Source organism: Microbispora hainanensis (genome assembly GCF_006874475.1).
Lineage (GTDB): Bacteria > Actinomycetota > Actinomycetes > Streptosporangiales > Streptosporangiaceae > Microbispora > Microbispora hainanensis.
Map to the genome: position 1 here is coordinate 1 of NZ_VIRM01000200.1, position 486 is coordinate 486.

Genomic DNA, 486 nt, shown 5'->3' on the forward strand with positions numbered 1-486 from the left:
CACCCGCGCCGGTCTGAAGGACCCGCGGCGTCCGGGTGGGTCGTTCATCTTCGCCGGCCCGTCGGGTGTCGGTAAGACCGAGCTGTCCAAGGCGCTGGCGGAGTTCCTGTTCGGCGACGAAGACGCGCTGATCATGCTCGACATGTCGGAGTTCATGGAGAAGCACACCGTCTCGCGGCTGTTCGGCTCCCCGCCCGGTTATGTCGGGTACGAAGAGGGCGGTCAGCTGACCGAGAAGGTGCGGCGCAAGCCGTTCTCCGTGGTCCTGTTCGACGAGATCGAGAAGGCCCACCCCGACATCTTCAACTCGCTGTTGCAGATCCTGGAGGACGGTCGCCTGACCGACGCCCAGGGCCGGGTGGTCGACTTCAAGAACACCGTCATCATCATGACCACCAACCTCGGCACCAGGGACATCTCCAAGGGCATCGGGGTCGGGTTCGCCCGCTCCAACGACACCGAGTCGAACTACGACCGGATGAAGGC

At 64.4% G+C, this 486-nt stretch carries 1 protein-coding gene; it reads left to right on the forward strand.

Annotation, left to right across the window (positions count from 1 at the left end; translation table 11 throughout):
* Nucleotides 1–486: AAA family ATPase (locus FLX08_RS40150; RefSeq protein WP_142625458.1), on the forward strand; the 486-nt coding region annotated here is incomplete at both ends.